The organism is Nocardioides sp. ChNu-99 (assembly GCF_029493445.1).
Classification (GTDB): domain Bacteria; phylum Actinomycetota; class Actinomycetes; order Propionibacteriales; family Nocardioidaceae; genus Nocardioides.
In genome coordinates this window covers 38,049-55,952 of sequence record NZ_JAHWBL010000012.1, presented here as the reverse complement: position 1 = coordinate 55,952, position 17,904 = coordinate 38,049, and the positions used below count along the sequence as shown (strand labels likewise).

The window sequence follows — 17,904 nt, the reverse complement described above, 5'->3', positions numbered from 1 at the left end:
GCGCTCCCACCACGAACGGGTCCCGGCGCTCAGACCTCCGCGTCGGGGGGCAGCTGGCGGGGGTCGTGCGCGGTGACGACGGTGACGGCCGGGTCGGCGTCGAGGCGCCGCAGGGCGGCGTGGTTGCGGCGCAGCCGCCACGGCTGGCGGCACGCCACCGCCTCGAACGCCCGCAGCGCCGGCAGCGTGCCGAACGCGTCGCCGGTGCCGGGGTCGCACGCCCCGAAGGTGCTGGCGTCGAACGCCGCGTCGCCCGCGTGCACGACGAGCCCGGCGTCGCCCTCGACGGCGACCGCCGCGTGGCCCCGGGTGTGCCCGGCCAGCGGCACGAGCGTGATGCCCGGCAGCACCTCGTGCCCGCGCAGCCCGTCGCGCCACGGCTCGCCCGGGCCCGCGTGCCGACGTACGTCGCTCGTCGTCGCCCACTGCACGGGGCGGTAGCGCAGCCGCTCCGGCGCGTGCGTCGCGACCGTCGCGGCGGCCCACTCGGTCGTCGTGGTGTGCAGGACCGCCTGCGGGAAGTCGGACAGCCCGCCGGCGTGGTCGAAGTCGAGGTGGGTGAGCACGACGTGGGTGACGTCGGTGGCGCTGTGACCCAGGGCCAGGACGGCCGCGAGGGCGGTGGTGCTCGGGTCGGGGTCGGGCCGCAGCATCCGCCCGACCGGGCCGAGCCGGCGCGGGTCGGCGAGGTCCGCCGTACCCAGACCGGCGTCGACGAGCACGAGGCCCGCCTCGTGCTCCACGACGAGGACGTGGCAGACCGCCCGCGCTGCGAACCGGGGACGGAGGACGCCGGCGACGGCGTGGTGCACGCGCATGACCCGATCTTGGCACCCCGGCCAGGGGCGCGGGGGGCGGACCGCGAGGACGCCCGCCCCGCGACCGTTCGTCGCGCCCGGACGACCGCTCGGCGACCCGCGGCGCCGCCCACCGACCCGGGCGGCCCGCGGCGTCGCCCGTGAGCGCGACCACACCTAGCGTGACCGTGCTCACATCCCCGCCGAGGAGGCAACGATGCCCGAACCGTCCGAGCAGAGGTACCGCTCGACGTCCGAACCGATCTACGCCGACCTGCACTCGACGGCGCAGTTCGCCGAGCTGCGCCGCCGCTACCGCGGCTTCGCGCTGCCGTGGACCGTCGCGTTCCTCGTCTGGTACCTGACCTACGTCGCGCTCTCCAACTGGGCGCCCGGCCTGATGAACACCGAGGTGGTCGGCAACGTCAACGTCGCCCTGATCTTCGGCCTGCTGCAGTTCGTCACGACGTTCGGCATCGCCTGGCTCTACTCGCGCCACTCGACGCGGACCCTCGACCCCCTCGCGGCCGAGCTGCTCGACCGCTACGACACCCGCGGCGCCGCCGGCGGCCACCACCTCCGGAAGGACGACTCGCGATGAGCCAGCAGTTCCTCACCAGCGCGCTGTTCCTCGGCGTCGTCCTCCTCACCGTCGGGATCACGTTCTGGGCCTCGCGCCAGACGAAGTCCGCGACCGACTTCTACTCCGGCGGGCGCTCGTTCTCGGGCTTCCAGAACGGCCTCGCGATCGGCGGCGACTACATGTCGGCCGCCTCGTTCCTCGGCATCTCCGGGGCCATCGCGCTCTACGGCTACGACGGCTTCCTCTACTCGATCGGCTTCCTCGTCGCCTGGCTCGTCGCGCTGCTGCTCGTCGCGGAGATGCTGCGCAACGCGGGTCGCTACACGATGGCCGACCAGCTCGCCTTCCGGATGCGCCAGCGCCCCGTGCGCACGGCCGCGTCGGTCTCCACCGTGGTCGTCTCGATCTTCTACCTGCTCGCGCAGATGGTCGGCGCCGGCACGCTCGTCGCCCTCCTGCTCGGCGTGTCCAGCGAGGCGGTCAAGAACCTCACCATCGTCGGCGTCGGCCTGCTGATGATCTTCTACGTCGTCGTCGGCGGCATGAAGGGCACGACGTACGTGCAGATCGTCAAGGCCGTCCTGCTCATGCTCGGCTCCGCGCTCATCGTCTTCCTCGTCATGCTGAAGTTCGACTTCAACCTCTCGGCGCTGCTCGGCGAGGCCGCGGACAACTCGGGCAAGGGCGACGCGTTCCTGCAGCCCGGCCTGCAGTACGGCTCCACCTTGACCTCGCAGATCGACTTCCTGTCGCTCGGCCTGGCCCTCGTGCTCGGTACGGCGGGACTCCCCCACATCCTCATCCGCTTCTACACGGTGCCGACGGCGCGCGACGCCCGGAAGTCCGTGCTGTGGGCCATCGGTCTCATCGGCGCCTTCTACCTGATGACTCTGGTGCTCGGCTTCGGGGCCGCGGCGCTGCTCGACACCTCCGAGGGCTCGACGGTGGGCGACAACTCGAACCTCGCCTCGCCGCTCCTCGCCGAGGCGGTCGGTGGCGGTGACGGCTCGACGGGCGGCGCGATCCTGCTGGCGCTCATCTCGGCGGTCGCCTTCGCGACCATCCTCGCGGTGGTCGCCGGCCTGACGCTGGCGTCGTCCTCCTCGGTGGCGCACGACCTCTACAAGGGCGTGTTCAAGAAGGAGGGCACCGTCTCGGAGAAGGACGAGGTGCGGGTCGCCCGCATCGCCGCCTTCGCCATCGGCGCGGTCGCGATCGTGCTCGCCATCCCGGCGCAGCGCCTCAACATCGCCTTCCTCGTGGCGCTGGCCTTCGCGGTCGCCGCGTCGGCGAACCTGCCGGCGATCCTTTTCAACATGTTCTGGAAGCGCTTCAACACCCGCGGCGCGACCTGGAGCATCTACGGGGGCCTCATCACCAGCGTGGGCCTCGTGCTCCTCTCGCCGGTGACCTCGGGCGCCGAGACGTCGCTGTTCCCCGACAGCGACTGGGCGATCTTCCCGCTCAACAACCCCGGCATCGTGTCGATCCCCGCCGGCTTCCTGCTCGGCATCATCGGCACCCTGACGTCGCGGGAGTCGCACTCCGAGGCGCTCTACGCCGAGCTCGAGGTCCGCGCGCTCACCGGCGCGGGCGCCGAGGGGGCGAGCCAGCACTGAGCCCCGCGGTGGGGACTCCCGGGACCACCGGGGGTCCCCACCGTCACGCACGCGCAGCAGTCCCGTCGTACGACGGGAGCACCGGCCTAGGCTGACGAACGACCAGCCGCCCAGCACCGACCGCCCCCCGCGGGCGGAGGAGGAGAGAGACGTGAGCGAGAACCTGTCGAACCTGCTCAAGGAGGAGCGGCGCTTCGCCCCGCCCGCCGAGCTGGCGCGCGACGCCAACGCGACGGCGGCCACCTACGAGCGGGCCGCGGCCGACCGCCTCGGCTTCTGGGCGGAGCAGGCCGAGCGCCTCACGTGGGGCGAGCCGTTCACCGAGGTGCTCGACTGGACGAACCCGCCCTTCGCCAAGTGGTTCGTGGGCGGGAGGCTCAACGTGGCCTACAACTGCGTCGACCGCCACGTCGAGGCCGGCAACGGCGACCGGGTCGCGTTCCACTTCGTCGGCGAGCCCGGCGACACCCGCGACATCACCTACGCCGAGCTCAAGGACCTGGTCTCCCAGGCGGCCAACGCCCTCACCGACCTCGGCGTCCGCGCCGGCGACCGGGTCGCCATCTACATGCCGATGATCCCCGAGGCCGTCGTCGCGATGCTCGCGTGCGCCCGGCTCGGCGCCCCCCACACCGTCGTCTTCGGCGGTTTCTCCTCCGACGCGCTCGCCTCGCGCATCGAGGCCTGCCAGGCCGAGGTGGTCGTCACCTCCGACGGCGGCTACCGCCGCGGCGCGCCCTCCGCGCTCAAGCCCGCCGTCGACGACGCCGTCGCGAAGCTGCCGGACGGCAGCGTGCGCAGCGTGCTGGTGGTGCGCCGTACCGGCCAGGACCTGCCGGAGGGCTCGTGGGTCGAGGGACGCGACGTCTGGTGGCACGACGTCGTCGAGGCCGCCTCCACCGAGCACACCCCCGAGCTGTTCGACGCCGAGCAGCCGCTCTACGTCATGTTCACCTCCGGCACGACGGGCAAGCCGAAGGGCATCCTGCACACCTCGGGCGGCTACCTCACCCAGTGCGCCTCCACCTTCTGGTCGACCTTCGACCACAAGCCGGAGACCGACGTCTACTGGTGCACCGCCGACATCGGCTGGGTCACCGGGCACTCCTACATCGTCTACGGCCCGACGGCGAACGGCGCCACGCAGGTGCTCTACGAGGGCACCCCCGACTCCCCCCACAAGGGCCGCTGGTGGGAGATCGTGCAGGAGAAGAAGGTGACGACGCTCTACACGGCGCCCACCGCCATCCGCACCTTCATGAAGTGGGGCGACGACATCCCCGCGCAGTACGACCTCTCGTCGCTGCGCCTGCTGGGCTCCGTGGGCGAGTCCATCAACCCCGAGGCCTACGTCTGGTACCGCGAGAACATCGGCGGCGGCAGCGCCCCGATCGTCGACACCTGGTGGCAGACCGAGACCGGCGCCCACATGATCAGCCCGCTGCCGGGCGTCACCGCGGGCAAGCCGGGCTCGGCCATGCTCGCCGTGCCCGGCATCGAGGTCGCGGTCGTCGACAACGACGGCAACCCGGTCGGCAACGGCGAGGGCGGCCTGCTCGTCATCACCGAGCCGTGGCCCGCGATGCTCCGCACCATCTGGGGCGACGACCAGCGCTACCAGGACACGTACTGGTCGCGGTTCCCCGAGCAGGGCTACTACTTCGCCGGCGACGGTGCCAAGCTCGACGAGGACGGCGACATCTGGCTGCTCGGCCGCGTCGACGACGTCATGAACGTCTCGGGCCACCGCCTGTCGACCACCGAGATCGAGTCCGCGCTCGTCTCCCACCCGAAGGTCGCGGAGGCCGCAGTGGTGGGCGCCGCCGACGAGACCACCGGTCAGGCCGTCTGCGCCTTCGTCATCCTCCGCGAGGAGGCGGGCGACGGCGGCGCCGACATCGTCGAGGAGCTGCGCAGCCACGTGGCGAAGGAGATCGGCCCCATCGCCAAGCCCCGCCAGGTGATGGTCGTGCCCGAGCTGCCCAAGACCCGGTCGGGCAAGATCATGCGGCGTCTGCTGCGCGACGTGGCCGAGCACCGCGAGGTGGGTGACGTGACCACGCTCGCCGACTCCTCGGTCATGGACCTGATCTCGAAGGGCCTCTCCACCGACAAGGCCGACGGCTGAGCCGGTAGCACCGGTCCCACCGCCCGACCCGCACCACCCGCAGGACCCCGTGGCCCGGCCGCGCGGCGTACCCCCGCTCACCGGGGCGCGCCGTGCGCCGGGCCGTGCCACGCCTGCGTTGTAGGGTCGGGCGAGACGCAGCTGCGCCGCCGCCCGCACCACCACGAGCCACCAGGGGATGACTCCATGACGACCGACCCGGTCAACCCGGTCAAGGACACCGAGCCCACGATCGGCCAGCTCGTGGCCGACGCGAGCCGCGACGTGTCCACGTTGCTGCAGAAGGAGATCGAGCTCGCCAAGGCCGAGCTCAAGGTCAGCGTGAGGAACGGCGGCACGGGCGCCGTCCTGTTCGCCGTCGCCGGCTTCCTCGGCCTGCTGGCGATCATCCTGCTGTCGATCGCCTTCGCCCACCTCATCCACTGGAACGGCGACGGCCTCGACCTCCACTGGGCCTACCTCATCGTCACCGGCGCCTACCTGCTGCTCGCCGGGCTGCTCGTGTTCCTGGGCATCCGGAAGGTCAAGAAGGTCCGCGCCCCGGAGCGCGCCATCCGCCAGGGCAAGCAGATCCCCCCGGCGCTCAAGGGCAAGGTCGGCTGACCTCCCGCTCCCGCAGCGCCTCGCGCGCCCCCGTGGCTCCGGGCGGCCCCGCCGCCCCCGACGCGCCCCGCCGGCCCAGGCCCGCGGGGCGCTGTCGCGTCCGGGCGCCGATCCGCGTCGCGGCGCTGTCACCCCGTCGTACGACGCGCGCCCTTCAGGCCGCGCAGGCCCCGGTGGCCACCTCGACGGACGACGCCCGGCCGGCCTCGCCGGCGCTGGCGACCTGGGCCGCGGTGAGCGCGTAGCCCGTGTCGGTGTCGGTCACCGACGCCGCGAAGATGACGCCGACGACCTGGCCCGAGGCGTCGACCACCGGGCCGCCGGAGTTGCCGGGCCGCACGAGGCCGCGCAGCGAGAAGACGTCGCGCACGGTGCGGCCCTCGCCGTAGATGTCGGGCGAGCGCAGCTGCTGCTGGGCGCGGATGCGGGCCGGCTGCACGTCGTACGGCCCGTCCTGCGGGTAGCCGAGGATCGCCACGCTCTCCTCCGTCGCGCCCTCGCCGAAGGCGAGCGGGGAGAGGCCCTGGTCGTCGAGCGCCAGGACCGCGACGTCGACCTGGGGGTCGTAGTGCACGACGCGGGCCTGCACCCACTCGCCGCCGAGCTCGACGCGAGGCTCGTCCACCCCGGCCACGACGTGGGCGTTGGTCATGAGGCGGTCGTCGGCGTAGAGGAAGCCCGTGCCCTCGACGCCGCGGCCGCAGTCGTTGTCGCCGCGGATCTTCAGCACGCGGCTCTGGGCACCGACGACGCCGGCGGCCTGCAGCGTCTCCCGGTCGCCCGGGGCGACCTCGACGATGCGCTCGGGCGCGAACGGCTCGAGGTAGCGCGGGAAGAAGGAGGTGCCCACGACGCCGTTGAACGCCTCCAGCGCGCGGTCGGCCTCGCCCGGCAGCACCGTGTCGACCTTCGCCAGCACCGCCGAGCTGCGCACGGCCTCGGTCACGCCCGCGATGCGGGTGCCGGAGACGGCGACGCCGAGGGCCCAGGCGACGAGGAGCACGGCGAGCGCGCTGAGCGCCGCCCCACCGAGGGCGTCGACGACGCGCGCCGGCTGCCACGTGACGTGGTCGCGGGCGCGGGAGCCCAGGTACTGGAAGCTGGCCTGCCCGATCGAGGCGAGCAGGATGACGATGAACAGCGCCCCCAGCGAGACCCACAGCCCCGGCTCGGCGTCCCCCAGCACGAGCGGCGCCAGCACGATGCCGGCGAGCCCGCCGACCAGCAGCCCGGCCGTCGCGAACGCGCCCGTGATGAAGCCCTGCCAGTAGCCCGACAGCGCGTAGGTGCCCACGAGCAGCAGCAGCACCCAGTCCAGCCAGTTCATCCGTCGCTCTCCTCGATGTCGGCCATCGGCCCCTCGATCGGGGCCTCGACCGGCTCCTGCCGCACGGTCTGCGGTCCCGCGCGCTCGGCGCCGCCCAGCATGTACGACGGGAGCGCCGTCGTGAGCGTGTCGTCCCACGGCTCGCTCCACCCGAGGAAGTCGAGCAGGCGCGCGACGATCCCCCCGGTGAAGCCCCAGAGCACCACGTCGTGGTCCTCGCCGATGAGGAAGCCCGGCGACGACCAGCCCGACGGTCCGCGGACGGTGCGCCGCCAGCGGGGGTCGACGAGGTCGGCGACGGCGACGCGGTGGATCGCGTGCACCTCGTCGGCGCTGCGCACCGACACGGTGCCGGGCGAGGCCCACCAGGCGACGACCGGCACGACGGCGAAGTTGCTCGGCGGCAGCCAGAGCTCGGGCAGCCGGCCCACGACGTGCACCGACGCCGGGTCGAGGCCGATCTCCTCCCACGCCTCGCGCAGCGCGGCCTGCTCGTGGGTCTCCCCGGGGTCGAGGCTGCCGCCGGGGAACGAGACCTGCCCGGGGTGGGAGCGCATGTGGTGGGCCCGCTCGGTGAGCAGCAGCTCGGGGCCGCGCTCGCCCTCCGCGAAGACCATGAGGACGGCGCCCGGGCGGGCGTCGCCGCCGGGCGGGGGCGTGAACGCGGTGAGGTGCTCGGCCCGGATCGTGGCCAGCGCGTCGGTGATCGGGCGCAGCCAGTCGGGGGCGCCCGCGGGGCCGACGGTCCCGTCGCTGCCGGACGCGCTCACCGCTGCAGCCCCAGGTGCTCGTCGACGAGGTCGAGCAGCTGCTCGGTGGACTTCAGGGCGACCGCCTCGCTGAACACGACCTGCCCCGACGCGTCGACGAGCGTCGTGACGGGCAGCCCGCGGTTGAGGGCGAGGAACGCCTCCTGGGTGCCCAGGTACTCCTGCGTGTCGACGAGCAGCGGGTAGGTCACGCCCGACTCGGCGACCAGCTCCATCGCCCCCTCCGGGTCGAGCTCGTTGTAGGCCACGCCCACGGTGGCGACCTGGTCGCCGTACTGCTCGTGGAAGGCCTGGAGCAGCGGCATCTCCTCGCGGCACGGGCCGCACCAGCTGGCCCAGAAGTTGAGCAGCAGCGGACCCTCGAGCGAGCTGAGGTCGACCGCCTCGCCGCCACCGAAGCACGGCAGGACCGCGCTGGGCAGGCCGCCGTCGACCGCCTCGCCGGCGCCGGGCACGCAGGGCGCGACGCCCGCGTCGGCCTTGAGCGCGCGGAGCTCGGGGCTGTCGACCACCAGGTCGCGCGGCCCGACGCTGGGCACGACGTACGCCTCCCCGTCCCGCGAGCCCTCCCCCGAGGGCGCGCAGCCGGCGAGCGCCCCGGCGAGGGCCAGGAGGGCGGCGGCGGCCGCCGTACCCCTCACGCGCGACCCTCGGTGCGCACCAGCGCCTCGGCGAGCACGGGGTCGGTCGGGCCCTCCCCGAACGCGGGGCACCAGCGGGCCACGGGGCAGGCGCCGCAGGCGGGCTTCTTGGCGTGACAGCGGCGGCGGCCGTGCCAGATGAGGTGGTGGGACAGCATCGTCCAGTCGCGGCGCGGGAAGAGCGCGCCGATCGCGTGCTCGACCTTCACCGGGTCGGTCTCCTCGGTCCAGCCGAAGCGGCGCACGAGGCGACCGAAGTGGGTGTCGACCGTGATGCCGGGGACGTCGAAGGCGTTGCCCAGCACGACGTTGGCCGTCTTGCGGCCCACGCCGGGCAGCGTCACGAGGTCCTCGAGGCGGGGCGGCACCTGCCCGTCGTACCGCTCCACCAGGGCCTGGCTCAGCTTGAGCAGCGCGTCGGTCTTGGCGCGGAAGAAGCCGAGCGGGCCGACGATGCCCTCGAGGACGGCGCGGTCGGCGGCGGCCATCGCGGCGGGGTCGGGGTACGCCGCGAACAGCGTGGGCCGCACCGCGTTGACCCGCTTGTCGGTCGTCTGCGCGGAGAGCACGGTGACGACGAGGAGCTCGAAGGGGTTGGCGAAGTCGAGCTCGCAGCGGGCGTCGGGATAGGTCTGCGCCAGCACCCGGTCGATCTTCCGGGCACGGCGGACCAGGGCGACGTCAGGCACCCCGACAGGGTACGGGTCGCCACCGACCGGCGTGCCGTCCCACGGCCTGGCGGCGCCGGAGGCGCGGCGCCGCTAGGATGCGGGGTGGCCGTGGCGTGCGCCACGACCGACACCGTCTCCCCGGGAGGATCTTGTGGACATCGACGTGCTGCGTCAGGCGCCGCTCTTCAGCGCGCTCGACGACGAGGCGATCGAGTCTCTCGTCGAGTCGCTGGCCGAGACCCGCCTGCGGCGCGGCGAGGTGCTGTTCCACGAGGGCGACTCCGGGGACAAGCTCTACGTCGTGCTGGACGGCAAGGTGAAGCTCGGCCGCACCTCCGCGGACGGTCGCGAGAACCTGCTGGCCATCCTCGGCCCCGGCCAGATGTTCGGCGAGCTGTCGCTCTTCGACCCGGGCCCGCGCTCGGCGACCGTCACCGCGGTGACGGAGTCGACCTTCGCGTCGCTCTCCCACGACGACCTGCAGGGCTGGATCGAAGGACGTCCGAGCGTCGCCCGCGGCCTCCTCGCCCAGCTCGCCGCACGCCTGCGCAAGGCGAACGACGTCGTGGCGGACCTCGTGTTCTCCGACGTGCCCGGTCGCGTCGCCAAGGCGCTCATCGACCTCGCCGACCGCTTCGGCCGCACCGCCGACGACGGCGTGCACGTGCACCACGACCTCACGCAGGAGGAGCTGGCGCAGCTCGTCGGCGCCTCGCGCGAGACGGTCAACAAGGCGCTCGCCGACTTCACCTCGCGCGGCTGGCTGCGCCTGGAGCCCCGCTCCGTCGTCATCATGGACATCGAGCGGCTCTCGCGCCGCGCGCGCTGAGCGCAACTGCGGTCTCCCCACCTCGGTGGGGGGAAGCTCCTCAGAGCCCGAGGTACGCCAGCTGGGCCCGCACGCTGAGCTCCGCGGCGCCCCAGAGCACGGGGTCGACGTCGGCGTAGACGACCTCGACCACCCGGCGCGGCAGGGTCTCCGCGTCGAGCTGCTCCACCTCCCGCAGGCCGGCCACGGCCGTCTCGACCTGCTCGAGCCGGGAGCGCCGGTGGGCGATGTAGGAGTCGAGCGCGGCCAGCGCGTCGTCGATCACCGGGCCGTGCCCGGGCCACACGACGCGCGCCTCCTCCCGCTCGGCCAGCGCGTGCAGCCGGTCGAGGGAGTCGAGGTAGGCGCCCAGCTGCCCGTCGGGGTGGGCCACCACGGTCGTGCCGCGGCCGAGCACCGTGTCGCCGGTCAGCACCGCCCGCTCGGCGGGCAGCACGAACGACAGCGAGTCGGCCGTGTGCCCCGGCGTCGCGACGACGTGCACCTCCAGCCCGTCGACCTCGACGACGTCGCCGTCGCCGAGGCCCTCGGACCCCAGCCGGTACGCCGGGTCCAGCGCCCGCACGCCGCAGCCGGCCCGCTCCGCGAACGCCCTCGCGGCCTCGGAGTGGTCGAGGTGGTGGTGGGTGAGCAGCACCGCGCCGACCCGGCCTTCGGCGGCCTCCAGCACCGCGTCGAGGTGGGCCTCGTCGGGCGGCCCGGGGTCGACCACCACGGCGCGGGCGGCGCCCGGCTCGCGCAGCACCCACGTGTTGGTGCCGTCGAGGGTCATCGTCCCGGCGTTGGGGGCCAGGACGCACCGGCCCCGCTCGCCGAAGGTGCCGCCGTGCCACGCCTCCACGCCTGCCGCCACCCGCCCCACCTCAGCCGCGGTGCGCCGCGAGGACGGGACGCATCCGGTCGGGCATCGACATCGTCCAGCCGCCGTCCGGCAGCCGCTCGACGTCGGGCTCGAACATCTCCACGGTGCGCCGACCCGCCTCGGCGAGGACGGCCGCGGCGCTCGGCTGCTGGGCCACGTCGAGGCACGTGAGGTACGTCGGGGGCATCATCGCCGTGCCCCCGGTCTCGGCGGCGACCACGGCGTCGGCCGCGGGCACCCACTCCACCGAGGACGACTCCGTCGAGACGTCGCGGGTGCGCTGGCCCGCGGGCAGGGCGGCGGCGAAGAACCACGTGCGGTAGCGCTTCGGCTCGAAGCGGGGCGTCACCCAGGCGTCCCAGACACCGAGCAGGTCGGTGCGCAGCACCAGGCCGCGGCGGGCGAGGAAGTCGGTGAAGGCGAGCTCGTGGGTCTCCAGGGCGACCCGGTCGGCCTCCCAGTCCGCCCCCGTCGTGTCGGCGACGACCTCGTCGGCGGAGGCGCCGGCGAGCAGCACGCCGGACTCCTCGAACGTCTCGCGCACCGCGGCGCAGACCAGCGCCGCCGCCCGCTCCTCGTCGACGCCGAGACGCTCGGCCCAGGCCGCGGGCGACGGCCCGGCCCAGCCGCCGTCACCCAGGTCGGCGTCGAAGTCGCGCGGGTCGACCCCGCCGCCGGGGAACACCGCCATGCCGGCCGCGAACGCCATCGACGTGTGCCGCCGCAGCAGGTAGAGCTCGGGACCGCCGGGGTCACCGGCGCCGTCGCGCACGAGCACGACCGTCGCGGCGTCACGGGGCTCCGCGGGCGTGCGCCGCCCCGCGGCGTACTCCCCCGCCAGCGCGACGACCTCGTCGGGCACGGGCACCGGCGGCAGCGGGATCCGCACGCTCAGACCTCGACGACGATCTCGACCTCGACGGGCGCGTCGAGCGGCAGCACCGGCACGCCGACCGCGGAGCGCGCGTGCACCCCGGCCTCGCCGAAGACCCGGCCCAGCAGCTCGGAGGCCCCGTTCGCGACCTGCGGCTGCCCCGTGAAGTCGGGGGTCGAGGACACGAACGCGACCACCTTGACCACGCGCTTGACCAGGGCCAGGTCACCGATCTCGGCCTTGACGGCGGCGAGGGCGTTGAGCGCGCACTGCTGCGCGCAGGCCACGGCGTCCTCGGGGCTCACCGCTCCCCCGACCTTGCCGGTCGCCATCAGCTCGCCGCCGCGCATGGGCAGCTGGCCGGACGTCATGACGTGGATGCCCGAGCGGACCGCCGGCACGTACGCCGCGACCGGCTTGGCGACCTCGGGCACCGTCAGGCCGAGCTCGGCCAGGCGCTCCTCGGGGTGCGCCACTGCTCAGCCCTGGCCGGGACGCTTGAGGAAGGCGACGAGGCCGCCCTGGGCGTTGGTGTGGATGGCCACCAGCTCCCAGCCGTCCTGGCCGAAGTTGTTCAGCATCAGTGCCTCGTTGTGGAGCGGAATCGGCGCCACCTGGTACTCCCACTTCGTCATGCGGGGCACCCTACTCGGCGCGCTCGCCGCCCGACCCGTGCGACGCCCGGCTCGACGGCGGGCCGGGGCGGGAGCGGCGTCGGATCCACCCGCAGGCGGACGCGGGGCGGGTACGGCGCGCCGTACGCTCACCGGTCATGACGACCGTCGCCGTGCTGCCGCGGCAGCCCCGACGGCTGGGCCCGCGGGGGGCCGCGCTCCTCGACCTGGCGGTGGTCGGGGGCATCGGGTTCCTGGCGTTCGTGGGCGGCGTCAGCCTCTCCTCCGTCGTCGCCCTGGGGCTCGGCGCGGCGCAGACCCTGCCGCTGCTGTGGCGCCGCCACCACCCGGTGGCGACCTTCGCGGCGGTCGTCGCGGCGAGCGCGCTGCAGGTGCCGCTCCTCGGCGATCCCCTGCCCAGCCAGCTCGCGTTCCCGGTCGCGGTCTACTCCGTGGCGCGGTTCTCCTCCGCCCGGGCGGGCTACGCCGCGCTCGCCACGGGGCTCGTGGCCGCCGTGGTCGCGGCGCTCGACTGGACGATGGCGTACGGCGACGGGCTCGTGGCCGCCCGCAGCTACGCCGTCACGATCGGGCTCATCGTGCTCGCCGCCTGGGCGCTCGGCACGCTGGGGCGCACGCGGGCGGCGTACGTCGACGCCCTCCTCGCCCACACCCAGCACCTCGCCCGCGACGCCGAGCAGCGCGCCGAGCTCGCCGCCTCCGACGAGCGCGCCCGCATCGCCCGGGAGATGCACGACGTCGTCGCCCACGGCCTGTCGGTGATCGTGGTGCAGGCGGACGGGGCGCGCTACGCCGCCGCCAAGGACCCCGACGTCGCCACCCGCACGCTCGAGACGATCGCCGGCACGGGGCGCGAGGCCCTCACCGAGATGCGCCGCCTGCTCGGCCTGCTCCGCTCCGACCGCACGGGCACCGCCCCGTAGCCCGGCCTGGCGGACCTGCCCCACCTCCTCGACCAGGCCGCCGCCGACGGCCTGCCGATCATCGCGAGCCTTCCCGACCCGGCCCCCGCCGTGCCCGACGGGACGGCCCTCGTCGTCTACCGCGTCGTGCAGGAGGCCCTCACGAACGTACGGCGGCACGCCGGCCCCGTGGACACCGTGGAGGTCGTCGTCGCCGAGGCACCGGGGGAGGTCGTCGTGCGGGTCACCGACGACGGACGCGGTGCCGCTGCGACCCCGGGCCGCGACGCCCCGTCGGGCGGCCTCGGACTCGTGGGGATGCGCGAGCGGGTGCGCGCGGCCGGTGGCAGCGTCACCGCCGGCCCGCGGCCCGGCGGCGGGTTCGAGGTCGGTGCGAGGATCCCCGTGTGAGCGTCACCGAGCCGATCCGCGTCTTCCTCGTCGACGACCAGCAGATGGTGCGGGCCGGCTTCCGCATGCTGGTGGAGAGCCAGGACGACCTGACCGTCGTCGGCGAGGCCGGCGACGGTGAGGAGGCGCTGCGCCGCCTGGGCGCCGTCACCGCCGACGTCGTGCTCATGGACGTGCGGATGCCCCGGATGGACGGCGTCGACGCCACCCGCCGGCTGGCCGCCGAGGCCGCCGCCGGACGACCGGTCCCGCGCGTCATCGTGCTCACCACGTTCGACCTCGACGAGTACGCCTTCGCCGCCCTCAAGGCCGGTGCCTCGGCGTTCCTCCTCAAGGACGCGACCCCGCCCGAGCTGCTCGAGGCCGTCCGGCGGGTGCACGCCGGCGACGCCGTCGTCGCGCCGTCGACGACCCGCCGGCTGCTCGACCACTTCGCCGCGACGCTGCCCGACGGGGCCGGCCCGGGTGCGACGGCGGCGGGCCCGCCCGCGGCGGGGGACGCCGTACCCGACCCGAGGCTCGCGAACCTCACCGACCGCGAGGCCGAGGTGCTGGAGCTCGTGGGCCGCGGCCTGTCCAACGGCGAGATCGCGACCGCGCTCTTCGTCGGCGAGGCCACCGTGAAGACCCACGTCAGCCGCCTGCTGGCCAAGACCGGCTCCCGCGACCGCGTGCAGCTCGTCGTCCTCGCCTACGAGACCGGCGTCGTCTCCGCGGGCTGAGCGCCGCGCCCGGACCGGGGCCGTCATCCCCCGGGGGGGGACGGCCGGCCACGGGGGCGTCCACCCCCCGGCGTACGGCGGCAGCCCCGCCCGCCGCAGGATCCACCGGTCGCCGGACGACCCGGGGGCCCCGCCGTACCTAGCGTCCTGGTCATGTCCACGACACCCTTCACCGACCTGGTCCACCCCGCGCCGAGCGGCCCCGCGCCGGCCGCCAGCGCCCGCGGCCTGACGAAGACCTACGGCCGCGGCGACGCCGAGGTGCACGCCCTCCGCGGCGTCGACCTCGACCTCCCGGCCGGTCGCTTCACCGCCGTCATGGGCACGTCCGGCTCCGGCAAGTCGACCCTCATGCACTGCCTCGCCGGCCTCGACCAGCCGACGTCGGGCACGGTCAGCATCGCCGGCAAGCGGCTCGAGGGGCTCGACGACGACGCCCTCACCCGCTTCCGCCGCGACCACGTCGGCTTCGTGTTCCAGGCGTTCAACCTGCTGCCGATGCTGACGGCGGGGCAGAACATCCTGCTGCCCTTCGAGCTGGCCGGGCGCCGCGTCGACGCCACGGTGCGGGCCCGCTACGACGAGGTCGTCGCCACCCTGGGCCTCACCGACCGGGTCGGCCACCGGCCCGGCGAGCTCTCCGGCGGCCAGCAGCAGCGCGTCGCGATCGCCCGTGCCCTCGTCGCCCGGCCCGAGATCGTCTTCGCCGACGAGCCGACCGGCAACCTCGACTCCGACACCTCCGCCGAGGTGCTCGGCTTCCTGCGCCGCTGCGTGCGCGAGCTCGGCCAGACCGTCGTCATGGTGACCCACGAGCTCGACGCCGCGGCGTACGCCGACGACGTCGTCGTGCTCGCCGACGGCGCCGTGCGCGCCCACCTCGTCGACCCCACCCCCGAGCAGCTCCTCGCCACCCTGCGTCCCGGCGCCGGGGCCCGCACCGCCGGGGGCACCCGATGAGGACGGTGCTGCTCGCGTCGCTGCGCACCCACACCCGCCGCTACGTCGCCGCCGTCCTCGCCGTGGCGATCGCGGTCGCGTTCGTGGTCGTCACCGACGCCCTCGCCTCCTCGGCCCGCGGCGGGCTGACCGGCGAGGTCGGCAAGCCCTACGAGAAGGGCGACCTCGTCGTCACCGGTGGCGGGCTGGACGGGTGGCCGAACAACACCGGCGTCGAGGCCGTCGTCGACCTGGCCGAGGAGCGGGGCGACGCCGCCGTGCCGCTGGCCCAGACCTGGCTGACGGTCGAGCGCGCCGACGGCTCGACCGTCGCCACCGACGCCGAGATCGGCACCTGGGCCGACGACCCGTCCCTGGTCTGGCAGGACGTCGTCGAGGGCCGCGGTGCCGAGGCGCCCGACGAGGCCGTCGTCAGCGCCTCGCAGGCCCGGGCCCGCGACGTCGCCGTCGGCGACGAGCTCGTCGTCGGCAGCGGGGAGGGCGCGACCACCCTCACCGTGGTCGGTCTCGCCGACGGCACCCGCCTGGCCTCCAGCGCCCTGTGGGTGCCGTTCGCGACGATGCGCACCCTCGAGGGCTGGTGGGCCGAGACGGTCACGTACGCCGTCGCCCCCGGTGGCGACGTCGACGCGGCCGCCGACGCGATCGCGGCGCTGGGCGACGACGGGTCGGGCAGCGTCGACGCCGACGTCGAGACCACCGGCCTGCTCGAGACGTTCACCCCGGCCGAGGTCGCGGACGACCGGCTGCAGCAGGCCAACCAGCAGGTCGACGTCATGGCGATGCTCGTGCTGCTCTTCGCCGCCATCGCGGCGGTCGTGTCGGTGATGGTCATCGCCAACACCTTCTCCATCCTCTTCGCCCAGCGCCTGCGCGACCTCGCGCTGCTGCGCTGCGTCGGCGCCACCCGCCGGCAGGTGCGCCGGGCGATCCGCCTCGAGGCCCTCGTGGTCGGTCTCCTGGCCTCGCTGACCGGCCTCGCGCTGGGCGCGGCCCTGGGGTACGGCGGCGTCGCGCTGCTGCGGGCGAGCGTCGACTTCCCGCTGGGCGCTGTCCGGCCCTCGCCCCTGTGGTGGGGCGCGGCGTTCCTCGGCGGCGTCGTCACCACGGTGGTCGCCGCGTGGCTGCCCACCCGCACCGCGACGCGGGTGAGCCCGCTGGCGGCCCTGCGCCCCGAGGCCGCGCCGTCGGTGCGCACGACCGCGGGCCGGGCCCGGATCGCGCTCGGCGGGCTCGTGCTCGTCGCGGGCGGCGTGGGACTCGCCCTGGCGGTCGCCACGGCGAACCTGCTCGTCATGGTCGCCGGCGGCACCGCGTTCTTCGCCGGCGTCGTGCTGCTCGGGCCCGTCGTCGTGCCGGCGCTGCTGCGGCTCGTGGGGCTCGCGGTCCGGCGTACCGGCCCCGCCGCCCGCATCGCGGGCGACAACGCGGTGCGCAACCCCCGTCGTACGGCGGCCACCACCGCCTCCCTGCTCATCGGGGTCACGCTCACCACCGCCGTGCTGACGGGGATGGCGAGTGCCCGGTCGGCGACGGCGGTCGAGCTGGACCAGCAGTTCCCGGTCGACGTCACGGTCGCCGCCGACGCCGGCCCGCTCGACGCCGACCTCGCGGACCGGCTCGCCGAGGTGCGCGGCGTCGACGCGGCGCTCGTCGTGCCCGGCGGCCTCGCCGCGGTCGCCCCCGCCGCGGGCACCGACACCGGCGGCCTGCCCCCGGAGGAGGTCTGGTCCAGCGACACCCTCCCGCTCGCGGCACCGGCCGCCGCCGAGGACGCCGACGGGTCCCTCGACGAGGTCGTCCGCGGGGACCGCACCATCGCCGCCCCGGCGGACGACGAGATCGCGGTGCCCTACGACGTCGTCGGCACCGCGGGCGTGCCCGAGCGGGTCGAGGTGACGACGGCCGCCGGCACCCGCACGCTCACGCCGCGGCTGGTCGACAGCGGGTGGGGCTCGGCGGCCCTCGTCTCTCCGGCGACGCTCCAGGCGCTGGTCGGGGACGACACGGAGCCGTACGCCGTGTGGTTGCGCGCCGACGACGGCGCCGACGTCGACGACCTCGTCGCCGACCTGGAGGCCGCCGCCAGCGGCAGCGGGGCCGGCGTCACCCCGCTCGTGCAGCAGCGGGACTGGGTCGACACCCAGCTCGACGTCGTGGTGATGGCGGTCGTGGGCCTGCTGGGCATCGGCGTGCTCATCGCGCTCGTCGGCATCGGCAGCACGCTCGGCCTGTCGGTGCTGGAGCGGGCCCGGGAGAACGCGCTGCTGCGGGCGCTCGGCCTGACGCGCCGGCAGCTGCGGCGCACGCTCGCCGCGGAGGGGGTGCTGCTCTCGGTGGTGGCGACGCTGCTCGGCACGGCCGTCGGGGTGTTCTTCGCGGTGATCGGCGTGCGCGTCATGGTGCAGCCGGCCATCGGCGACGCCGCGCTCGTGCTGCCCTGGGGCCAGCTCGCGGCCGTCGTCGCCGTCGCCGCCCTGGCCGGGCTCGTCGCCTGCGTACTGCCCGCCCGCCGGGCCGCACGCATCAGCCCCGCGGCGGGGCTGACGGCGGACTGAGGCGCGGGCCCC

At 74.9% G+C, this 17,904-nt stretch carries 19 protein-coding genes; 10 read left to right on the top strand and 9 right to left on the bottom strand.

The annotated features are described in order from the left end of the window. Positions 1-29: 29 nt before the first annotated feature. On the bottom strand, positions 30-818 hold the full coding sequence (locus KK617_RS06380) for an MBL fold metallo-hydrolase (protein ID WP_277498846.1): 789 nt from the start codon (positions 816-818) through the stop codon (positions 30-32). A 196-nt stretch (positions 819-1,014) separates the two neighbouring features. Here KK617_RS06380 and KK617_RS06375 point away from each other — a divergent pair, with 196 nt between their 5' ends. The 4 genes from KK617_RS06375 (at position 1,015) to KK617_RS06360 (ending at position 5,730) form a co-directional block, all read left to right on the top strand. Continuing rightward, the gene (locus tag KK617_RS06375; RefSeq protein ID WP_277498845.1) at positions 1,015-1,398 is read left to right on the top strand and encodes a DUF485 domain-containing protein; all 384 of its coding nucleotides are present in this window, start codon (positions 1,015-1,017) and stop codon (positions 1,396-1,398) included. Further along, positions 1,395-2,999, top strand: coding sequence for a cation acetate symporter (locus KK617_RS06370; RefSeq protein ID WP_277498844.1), 1,605 nt, complete (start codon positions 1,395-1,397; stop codon positions 2,997-2,999). Before KK617_RS06375 ends, KK617_RS06370 begins: the two co-directional genes overlap by 4 nt. Positions 3,000-3,150: 151 nt before the next feature. Continuing rightward, positions 3,151-5,127, top strand: coding sequence for an acetate--CoA ligase (gene acs / locus KK617_RS06365; protein WP_277498843.1), 1,977 nt, complete (start codon positions 3,151-3,153; stop codon positions 5,125-5,127). A 186-nt stretch (positions 5,128-5,313) separates the two neighbouring features. After that, positions 5,314-5,730, top strand: a complete 417-nt coding sequence (locus tag KK617_RS06360) for a phage holin family protein (protein WP_277498842.1) — start codon at positions 5,314-5,316, stop codon at positions 5,728-5,730. A 154-nt stretch (positions 5,731-5,884) separates the two neighbouring features. On the opposite strand, the gene KK617_RS06355 is transcribed toward KK617_RS06360, so the two are convergent. From KK617_RS06355 to nth, 4 genes are read right to left on the bottom strand one after another with little or no spacing between them, the layout of a single operon-like run. After that, positions 5,885-7,057, bottom strand: a complete 1,173-nt coding sequence (locus KK617_RS06355) for a MarP family serine protease (protein ID WP_277498841.1) — start codon at positions 7,055-7,057, stop codon at positions 5,885-5,887. Further along, positions 7,054-7,827 (bottom strand): CoA pyrophosphatase, encoded by a 774-nt coding sequence (locus tag KK617_RS06350; RefSeq protein ID WP_277498840.1) that lies wholly within the window; start codon positions 7,825-7,827, stop codon positions 7,054-7,056. Before KK617_RS06350 ends, KK617_RS06355 begins: the two co-directional genes overlap by 4 nt. Further along, the gene (locus KK617_RS06345) at positions 7,824-8,468 is read right to left on the bottom strand and encodes a TlpA disulfide reductase family protein (protein ID WP_277498839.1); all 645 of its coding nucleotides are present in this window, start codon (positions 8,466-8,468) and stop codon (positions 7,824-7,826) included. Before KK617_RS06345 ends, KK617_RS06350 begins: the two co-directional genes overlap by 4 nt. Then, complete coding sequence (nth, locus tag KK617_RS06340; protein WP_277498836.1) at positions 8,465-9,157, bottom strand: endonuclease III; 693 nt, start codon at positions 9,155-9,157, stop codon at positions 8,465-8,467. Before nth ends, KK617_RS06345 begins: the two co-directional genes overlap by 4 nt. Positions 9,158-9,290: 133 nt before the next feature. Here nth and KK617_RS06335 point away from each other — a divergent pair, with 133 nt between their 5' ends. Continuing rightward, positions 9,291-9,968 carry a Crp/Fnr family transcriptional regulator gene (locus KK617_RS06335; RefSeq protein WP_277498834.1) on the top strand — a complete coding sequence of 226 codons (678 nt, stop codon included), beginning with the start codon at positions 9,291-9,293 and terminating at the stop codon, positions 9,966-9,968. A 40-nt stretch (positions 9,969-10,008) separates the two neighbouring features. Here KK617_RS06335 and KK617_RS06330 read toward each other — a convergent pair whose 3' ends face one another. From KK617_RS06330 to KK617_RS06315, 4 genes are read right to left on the bottom strand one after another with little or no spacing between them, the layout of a single operon-like run. Continuing rightward, positions 10,009-10,821 carry an MBL fold metallo-hydrolase gene (locus KK617_RS06330; RefSeq protein WP_277498832.1) on the bottom strand — a complete coding sequence of 271 codons (813 nt, stop codon included), beginning with the start codon at positions 10,819-10,821 and terminating at the stop codon, positions 10,009-10,011. A 10-nt stretch (positions 10,822-10,831) separates the two neighbouring features. Continuing rightward, a complete protein-coding gene (locus KK617_RS06325) occupies positions 10,832-11,719 on the bottom strand; it encodes an NUDIX hydrolase (protein WP_277498830.1) in 888 nt (295 codons plus the stop codon). A gap of 2 nt (positions 11,720-11,721) precedes the next feature. Further along, on the bottom strand, positions 11,722-12,180 hold the full coding sequence (locus tag KK617_RS06320; RefSeq protein ID WP_277498829.1) for a RidA family protein: 459 nt from the start codon (positions 12,178-12,180) through the stop codon (positions 11,722-11,724). 3 nt (positions 12,181-12,183) lie between these two features. Then, complete coding sequence (locus KK617_RS06315; RefSeq protein ID WP_172268980.1) at positions 12,184-12,339, bottom strand: hypothetical protein; 156 nt, start codon at positions 12,337-12,339, stop codon at positions 12,184-12,186. Between the two features lie 137 nt (positions 12,340-12,476). Between KK617_RS06315 and KK617_RS06310 the strand changes: the two genes are divergently transcribed. The 5 genes from KK617_RS06310 to KK617_RS06290 all read left to right on the top strand — a co-directional run bounded on the left by KK617_RS06310 (position 12,477) and on the right by KK617_RS06290 (position 17,892). Beyond that, on the top strand, positions 12,477-13,262 hold the full coding sequence (locus KK617_RS06310) for a histidine kinase (RefSeq protein ID WP_277498826.1): 786 nt from the start codon (positions 12,477-12,479) through the stop codon (positions 13,260-13,262). Between the two features lie 90 nt (positions 13,263-13,352). Then, positions 13,353-13,652, top strand: a complete 300-nt coding sequence (locus KK617_RS06305) for an ATP-binding protein (protein WP_277498825.1) — start codon at positions 13,353-13,355, stop codon at positions 13,650-13,652. Next, complete coding sequence (locus tag KK617_RS06300) at positions 13,649-14,374, top strand: response regulator transcription factor (RefSeq protein WP_277498823.1); 726 nt, start codon at positions 13,649-13,651, stop codon at positions 14,372-14,374. The genes KK617_RS06305 and KK617_RS06300 overlap by 4 nt, the downstream gene beginning before the upstream one ends. A gap of 153 nt (positions 14,375-14,527) precedes the next feature. After that, positions 14,528-15,334, top strand: a complete 807-nt coding sequence (locus KK617_RS06295) for an ABC transporter ATP-binding protein (RefSeq protein WP_277498820.1) — start codon at positions 14,528-14,530, stop codon at positions 15,332-15,334. After that, positions 15,331-17,892 carry an FtsX-like permease family protein gene (locus KK617_RS06290; RefSeq protein ID WP_277498818.1) on the top strand — a complete coding sequence of 854 codons (2,562 nt, stop codon included), beginning with the start codon at positions 15,331-15,333 and terminating at the stop codon, positions 17,890-17,892. Before KK617_RS06295 ends, KK617_RS06290 begins: the two co-directional genes overlap by 4 nt. The last annotated feature ends 12 nt before the right edge of the window (positions 17,893-17,904 follow it).

Bases quoted from the DNA above. Each gene is read 5' to 3' on its own strand.
- KK617_RS06380 (WP_277498846.1), bottom strand. From the start codon at position 818: ATGCGCGTGCACCACGCCGTCGCCGGCGTCCTCCGTCCCCGGTTCGCA.
- KK617_RS06375 (WP_277498845.1), top strand. From the start codon at position 1,015: ATGCCCGAACCGTCCGAGCAGAGGTACCGCTCGACGTCCGAACCGATC.
- KK617_RS06370 (WP_277498844.1), top strand. From the start codon at position 1,395: ATGAGCCAGCAGTTCCTCACCAGCGCGCTGTTCCTCGGCGTCGTCCTC.
- KK617_RS06360 (WP_277498842.1), top strand. From the start codon at position 5,314: ATGACGACCGACCCGGTCAACCCGGTCAAGGACACCGAGCCCACGATC.
- KK617_RS06355 (WP_277498841.1), bottom strand. From the start codon at position 7,057: ATGAACTGGCTGGACTGGGTGCTGCTGCTGCTCGTGGGCACCTACGCG.
- KK617_RS06315 (WP_172268980.1), bottom strand. From the start codon at position 12,339: ATGACGAAGTGGGAGTACCAGGTGGCGCCGATTCCGCTCCACAACGAG.
- KK617_RS06310 (WP_277498826.1), top strand. From the start codon at position 12,477: ATGACGACCGTCGCCGTGCTGCCGCGGCAGCCCCGACGGCTGGGCCCG.
- KK617_RS06295 (WP_277498820.1), top strand. From the start codon at position 14,528: ATGTCCACGACACCCTTCACCGACCTGGTCCACCCCGCGCCGAGCGGC.
- KK617_RS06290 (WP_277498818.1), top strand. From the start codon at position 15,331: ATGAGGACGGTGCTGCTCGCGTCGCTGCGCACCCACACCCGCCGCTAC.